Source organism: Vibrio ordalii ATCC 33509, assembly GCA_000257205.1.
GTDB lineage: Bacteria > Pseudomonadota > Gammaproteobacteria > Enterobacterales > Vibrionaceae > Vibrio > Vibrio ordalii.
This window is the reverse complement of the sequence record AEZC01000188.1, coordinates 19,944-27,027: the sequence shown is the minus strand read 5'-3', so window position 1 is coordinate 27,027 and position 7,084 is coordinate 19,944. Positions and strand designations below refer to the sequence as shown.

The following is a 7,084-nucleotide window of genomic DNA, read 5'->3' as shown; positions in this document are numbered from 1 at the left end:
GCGCGCATTAAATTGCCTGTGATGCTCTTATCAACGTTCACAATTTTGTCATAGGTTTTGGTTGCTTGTTTCACTTGGTCTTCGGCAAGTTTCACCTGTTGAATGGCTTGGTCTATTTGTGTAGCGTAGTAGCTATAAGAGCCGGGATCGGTAACAACACCGCCAAAGCCAAAACAATGTGATGTGAACGTTAGTAGCGTTAAGGCTGTTGTTAATTTAATGCGTTTCATGGGGTTTTCTCCTTTTAAATTATTTATAATTATACGTTATGCAGAGCAAAAAAAACACGCTCGAAGGCGTGTTTTTATCGGTGGATTATGGCGTAATTAAGATTTGAGAATTAAATATTTTTTGAGCAGTTCTGGCCTTGGTTGGCCTAAAATCGTTATCTTCTGTAAAAGCTCATACGGCATTTCAGAGGCTTCAGGGTTCCAAGTTACCCAAACTCCTTTGTTATTCTGAAAGCGATACGCAGAGCCTTTGGGGTGTACGATAAGCGGCTTTGATTTCGCTTTCTTATCTGTTGCGAAATCTTCAAGCGCAAAACCATTATTCAACAAAGTTTGTAAATCTCTTGGTGGCTTTCCTTCACCATCCCACAAACACGCATTTCCGTCTTTGTCTTTGTACTGATAACGCCCTTCTGATTTTGGGATAAGATAGTTAGCTAATAGGTTTTTGTCTTCGATACCGTCCGAGTTCGTGATCGCTTTTCTTAAAGCTAGCGGCATCTTGCCACCGCCCCACCACGTTTTCTTAATGCCATCCTCATCAACATACTGATACTTTGGCGGCCGAGAAAACTTTTGATGTGGCGAATCTTTAAATGTGATCACCAAGCTTTCATCACCCAATTGGCGCACAGCATTCTTTAATGAAGATTTGTTTTCAAACCTTTGAGTATTCACTTTTTTTTCTAGGTCACTTTTTATGGCCGTCATTTTTTCAATGATAGCACTGACTTCCTCAATGCTCGAATCTTCTAAAGCGAGGGTGATGTTTTTTAAATTGTTGTCTAAACGCATAATGACCCTTTAAAACCCAAGCGTAGGGGTTTGATTTTCGGTGCAATCTTCACTATCACTCACTTGTGAATCTTGTACACATTGTTCATCGGGATAAACCAATTCACTAACATTGGTTTCGTTATGGTCGCCATCTTCGGTTTCAGAAATTTCTTTGATTGCTTGATTATCATTTCCATTATTTATAATAGATTCCTTTTCATGCTCTGTCTTAACAAAATTTGACTTGATTTGTGTTAAGTCTGAGACAGAAAGCCCATTGTAAGCCCCAATGAGTTTTCTCATGTTGGAATCTTCAAACCACCAAGCACATTTGCACTTGATTGGTCTTTCATAGTTGCCAGAAATTAAAATGATTAGGTCGTTTTTTTTCTGGTTCATGAAATCTTGTGGTAGCAAAAGAGGCAGACCCTCTTTACTTTCAGAGCTACTACCCAACAAATCTAAATCCCGCCGACTAACGCTCTTTTTGCGTCGGGTTGTTTTACCTACCAGCGTGCTAAATCTAGCGGCTGTTGTGTCTTCATTTTGACGAAACACAACCTTAAAGTCGGTGGTTGTTACAAATTGGTCAAAGCTTCCTTTTCCGTAAGTCGTTTCTAACTGGTTTTTATCTTGCGCGACAAATATTGAAGACATGTTATAGGAACGTTGAAGCGCGGGCGCTTCTTTTAATGCTTTCATATACCCCATGCGCGGAAATTCATCCATCGCAAAAACAACATGCTGAGCACCGATAATACTTTGATCTGTGAGTGATAAAAATTCATTCACTAGATATTCGACCAGCATACGAATAATCGGGGCCATTCTTGAAACATCGTTTGCAGGAATGAAAAGATACAAAGAAAACGGTTTATCGGCTTTAAAGTCCAAATGCGTAAAATCACATCGCTCAAGATTTCGAGCAATATTTGGTCTTGAAAATGGCTCTAGAGCTTGCTTAAACGTTGTCACCGTACCTTGAAACTCATTGCCCCCTTTTTGCATGATGCTATTAGCAATCGTGCATAAAATGGGATGCCAATTATCACTGTATTCGTCAATGTCGCAAGCGATAGCAGCTTGCATATCACCACTATCTAAAGCCGTTCGGTACACTTCGGGTAGTGACGTACCCCCATTTTGACTGATCAATAGCATACAAAAATAAGTGAACATGGATTTAGCTTCACCGTTGAAATGCTTTGATGTGGCATCCATGCCGTCTTGTTCCGTTGGATACAAGATTGAACCCACACGCTCAACATAATCTATCTGATCAGCAAAATTATCAGGCATAACACGTTTATCGAGCGGGTTCCAAGAATAAGAGTCTTTTAGATTTTGTGAAGGAGCAAAAATCCCGACACGGCCAAAGTTCGCTCGTTGCTTGGAGGTCTTATCCCACAGCTCACCCTTAATGTCATTTATCAAAAAGCTACTGGTGTTCGATAGCAGCGTAGGAATAATAACCGCTGCCGTTTTGCCTGTCCCTTGGGGCGCAACAATCAAAGTGGATAAGCTGGCATTGGTTCTAATGAAACGACCATCTTTTAAAGCAAAAATGGTTCCTGACCCTTCAAATAAACCGTTATCGTGCATTTTACTTATCTCATAATTCGATGCAAATTGCGCGTCTCCATACTCCTTGTTGTTTTCTTTAAGATTATCAATGCCTACAGCCATACCGAAAATAAAAAATGGCACAAAAAAAGAAATCAAGTTAACAGGATATGCGGTCAACATGAGAGGGTAAAACGAAGATAAATTATGGGTAATAATCGCGCTATCAACAAAAAGGATTAATAGACCAAGAAAAAGAAGGTGTTGAAGTAAAAGAGAAAAAACAAACTGGAATAAATATTTTAGTTTCATAATGATTGCTCTAGCGGTGTTTATATTATTTATAATACCACTAGAGCAAAATAACTTACAGAAACCATTACGCTTCAGTGATCAGTGCCTTAAAAACACGCTTTCCATTTTCAATCGTTTTTGACAAAGAAACAAAAGCGTCAATGGCTTCTGTTGCATACCCCATAATATCGCTCTTATCCCCTTTCACTCCTGACAGTTGGGCATTCAAACAGAGCTTGTTTAAAGCTTCCTCTCTGTTTTCGGCGTGAATAGTCGAGATAGAACCAGAGTGACCAGAGTTAGCAATGTTCAAAAATGCCATTGTATTTTCAATGTCAATTTCTCCAAGTAAGATCCTGTCAGGACGAAGCCGCAACATGGAGTTAATAAAGTCAGAAAATTTAAGCCCCGCTATATCTGTGCCGCTTTTTGATTTCAAAAAGGCCGTGGTGTTACGGTGAGGAACAATAAGCTCCTGAGTGTCTTCTAGTGTCACTATTCGCTGATCGAGTGGAATGTGCGCGATTAGAGAGTTTAAAAACGTGGTTTTACCGCACCCTGTTGCCGCATTAATAAGTATGGTTTTTCCAGACTTAACCATATTAATTAATCGTTCGGCATCAGGTTTTGGCATGTAAGAATCAATGGCGTAAACTGTCGGTTGCCCAATTCGGATTGCTAAGGCAATCCCAGAAGCGACATGCGCCCCAATATTGACCTGAATACGATAATCAAATCTAGGGATGCGGCCAGAAAAAATAGGGATGCTTAAATCAAACTTTTGACCACTCATTGTTGCCATTGTCTCGGTCAATAGTCGGATGTTTTCAATGGTCATGTTTTTATCGGCTTTGTACTGCCAATCGCCTGTTATGGTTTCTAGGCACACTTCCCCCTCTTTGTTAACGATGATTTCAACGAGATCTTTGCGATTGAAATATTTTTCAAATATTGCAATCTGTTTGTTAAACATGGCATTAGACATAATAAACTCCGATGAAACACACCAAGATAACTTGGTGTGTTTTTGGTTAATTGCAGTTCTGCAATTTTTAACGATAAGCTGGAATTGGAATTGGGTTACGATATTGACCTTGCGGACTACTTATTAAACAGTTATTACGTGTTACCAATCTATATTGTGAACCATCTACCCTTTGATAAACATTAACATTTCTGGTCGCTGTGGTTATCCAACCAGGACGGTTAATTAACCAATCCACCTCTCCTGATGTTGTCCAGCCCCAAGAAAAACCTGAAAACCAACTTTTAGTGATGTTGCAAAACGTTTCAGATGAGTAGCTGTTTACATTGCTCCCAAAATCGCCGTTATTTTTTTCATGGTTGTATACATGGGAACCATTAAATACCCCCCAAGGCTCATTGTTTATTGTTGCAGTCAAAACATAAGGTACATATTGATTTTCGGCTTCGCACCCTTTGAGCTGTGTTGCACCCTCCTGCAAATTAGCCATCGTCTTAGTAAATAAACGACTTCTAAAGTTAGCATCATCATGTTGAGTGCTACATCCTGATGTGGATTTTGTGTGTGGGAAAGAGGTGGAACCATCACGGCTACACGCATTGATGTACGTTTTATTGCCGTTATGCGTGTAATAGTTTCGCGTTCTTAAGTAAGACTGCCCACCCACAAAATCATGCTCGTACTTAGGACTTGCACAAACCTCGGTTTTAACTTCGGCCTCAGTGCTGGTTGTGGTGCATTCAGTTACATAATGCCAATCGTTATTACTGTCTACCCATCCTTTGCGATTTTGAATGACCACTTTATTTGAACCGGCTAAAAAAGTCGGAGAGCAAGTGTTTTCAGTGATCACGATTGGATAAGTTTCATCGCTCGATACGCAGTCAGTAATGTACTCGTTTGAACCATCTTCTTTTACCCAATACCATTTTTTATTTAAAATATCCGTACTGCTGGATAGGTTTTCTGTTGCTTTACATGCGCCTGTTTCTTGCAGTAGAGCAACTTTATTCTCTAAATCAAGTGTGCACTCGCTAACCCACTCTTTTTTGCTATCACGCATGATGTAACTGCGATAACTACGCGCCAATAACTTGTTCGAGTAGTCAGGTAGATTGACACAGGAATACACATTGTAATCACGCGCAATGTCAAAATTGCCCGTTGGATAGCAATCACCCTCTTTCAACAAAACTTTATTGGCCGGATCGTAAATATCAACCCGCTCCATATCAAAGGCTTTGTTTGCCACAAAATCATAACTCACATCACATTGAGCTTTTCGAGTAGGTAGTGGCCGTGTATCAGTTACATCATTCATACAACCACTGAGTTCATAGCGATTGTTGTCAATCAGTGTGTATTGAGTAAATGATGGTTGATAGTTACTGTTTGCAATATCTATGACAGCCTCATCTAACGAGCAAGCCGAATAATCTTTGAAGCGGTCAAAGGCCATTGCATCATTTGAATTGTATTCACATTCACTTAATACATGCTTTTTATTATCAACGGTTGAAAAGAACTTATAACCTCGTGTGTAAGTGTTAAAAGTGGCATTCACTTGAAGCGAACAACCTGCATCAAAATCACGTTGAATCGTTATCTCTTCAATCGAGTAGCAGTCACCTTCAATTAAACGCGCCTTATCAGCAGGATCGTAAATATCTTTACGCTCCATTCGATAAGTTTTTAGCTCAGGTATAGAGTGCTCTAATTCACACACTTCGGTGTGTACTGGTAGTGGTTTTACCTCTTCGATCGATGTTTCACAGCCTGATAAATCGTAACGCTTACCATCAACTAATGTGTATTTGATAAACGCAGGGTTAAACGTTCCTTCTTGAGCGTTAACCTTGGCGTAATTTAAAGAACAAGCATCAAAATCTTTTAAAATATTCGCTTGTTTCAGTTCGCTTTCATCGTATTCACACGATGAAATATCATAACGTTTGTTATTGATGGTTGAGTAATATTTGAACCCTTTAATAAATGAGCCATCCTCATTAAATTGAATTGAACACCCCGCCTCATAGTCTTTCAAAATCGGAAAACTAATATGACGCTGACACTCTCCCTTTTTGAGCAGTTCTTTATCTTGTGGATCGTAAACGTCCACACGCTGCATAGTGAATGACGTCATTTCTTCGATTGAATGCGTAATATCACAAGACTCTATTCGAGTAGGCAGCGGTTGGGGCGCAGTCGCTATTACTTCACATTCCGTTAAGTTATAACGTTCACCGTTGATAATGGAGTATTTCACCGCCGCAGGGTAATACTTGTTTTCGGCAAGATTGGTTTCAGCAAAACCGAGGTTACACGCATCAAAATCGTGTTTAATCAGTAGAGGTTCCGCTTCTTCTGATTCATAACGACAACCTGACAAGTTAACACGATTACCATCGACATAACTGTAATAGATAAAGCCTTTGGCGTAGCTTTGAAGTCCGTTGATCTGAATATTACAAGTGGCCGAATAATCTTTTTCAATCTTATTCGCTTGCCCAATATTGTAACACTCACCTATGTCTGTGGTTTCGCCTGTCTCCGTTGATTTTTTAATGACTCGTTCTTGTTGGAATGTGTTCATTGTTGACCAGTCAACATTCAGTGAACACTTTTCTGAGGTAGATGTGATTTTATCTACAGTGATCCCCCCATCTTCTAGATTGGGGTTTTCAGTTAAACCACCATCACTAAGGTAGCCGCCACCACTAGAGCCACCGCTAGAGCCACCATTGCCAAGTTCGCCCCCGTCATTATTGGTGACACTGGCATCCACGGTTTTTTCAGAATTGATTTCGGTTGTGTTTTGCGCGTCACGCAGCAACGCATCAAAATCTTCCAGCATACTTTCTAAATCGCCTTTAATTGTTACCGTCTGACCAACGCTAACCTCAGACACGCCCTCTTGAAACTTCAATTGAGTTGCAAGAGGTTCGCTCAATGACTTTGAGTGCTCAGTGCCGTTAATGGTCTTTGTCATGGAATGCCATTCCATAGAAAAAACCTTGCTTTTATTGTCGTACTTGGGACGAGCTAATAATTGAACGTCTTTTAATCCGCGCTCAATCGCGTCAGGTGATAATTCAGCCAATTGAGCCGCGACAACTGAACTTGAATCAATTTGTGCTGAATTTAATAGCACTCCTTTTGTTGATTCTTGAGCAGCGCCAACGGTCAAAGACCAAAAGCATAACGAACAAACAAAACTTAATATTTGCTTTTTCAT

General features: G+C 40.0%; 5 protein-coding genes. All 5 read right to left on the bottom strand.

The window, feature by feature from the left end; all coding sequences use genetic code 11:
• Positions 1–230 (bottom strand): hypothetical protein (locus VOR_RS0112715; protein WP_010320076.1); only part of this gene is annotated, 230 nt, incomplete at its 3' end.
• Positions 231–326: 96 nt separating this feature from the next.
• Positions 327–1,025, bottom strand: coding sequence for an H-NS histone family protein (locus VOR_RS0112710; RefSeq protein ID WP_010320075.1), 699 nt, complete (start codon positions 1,023–1,025; stop codon positions 327–329).
• A gap of 9 nt (positions 1,026–1,034) precedes the next feature.
• A complete protein-coding gene (locus tag VOR_RS0112705) occupies positions 1,035–2,882 on the bottom strand; it encodes a type IV secretory system conjugative DNA transfer family protein (RefSeq protein WP_010320074.1) in 1,848 nt (615 codons plus the stop codon).
• Between the two features lie 67 nt (positions 2,883–2,949).
• Positions 2,950–3,849 (bottom strand): ATPase, T2SS/T4P/T4SS family, encoded by a 900-nt coding sequence (locus VOR_RS0112700; protein ID WP_010320073.1) that lies wholly within the window; start codon positions 3,847–3,849, stop codon positions 2,950–2,952.
• A gap of 67 nt (positions 3,850–3,916) precedes the next feature.
• Positions 3,917–7,084, bottom strand: coding sequence for a hypothetical protein (locus VOR_RS0112695; protein ID WP_010320072.1), 3,168 nt, complete (start codon positions 7,082–7,084; stop codon positions 3,917–3,919).

Bases quoted from the DNA above. Each gene is read 5' to 3' on its own strand.
- VOR_RS0112700 (WP_010320073.1), bottom strand. From the start codon at position 3,849: ATGTCTAATGCCATGTTTAACAAACAGATTGCAATATTTGAAAAATAT.
- VOR_RS0112705 (WP_010320074.1), bottom strand. From the start codon at position 2,882: ATGAAACTAAAATATTTATTCCAGTTTGTTTTTTCTCTTTTACTTCAA.
- VOR_RS0112710 (WP_010320075.1), bottom strand. From the start codon at position 1,025: ATGCGTTTAGACAACAATTTAAAAAACATCACCCTCGCTTTAGAAGAT.
- VOR_RS0112695 (WP_010320072.1), bottom strand. From the start codon at position 7,084: ATGAAAAAGCAAATATTAAGTTTTGTTTGTTCGTTATGCTTTTGGTCT.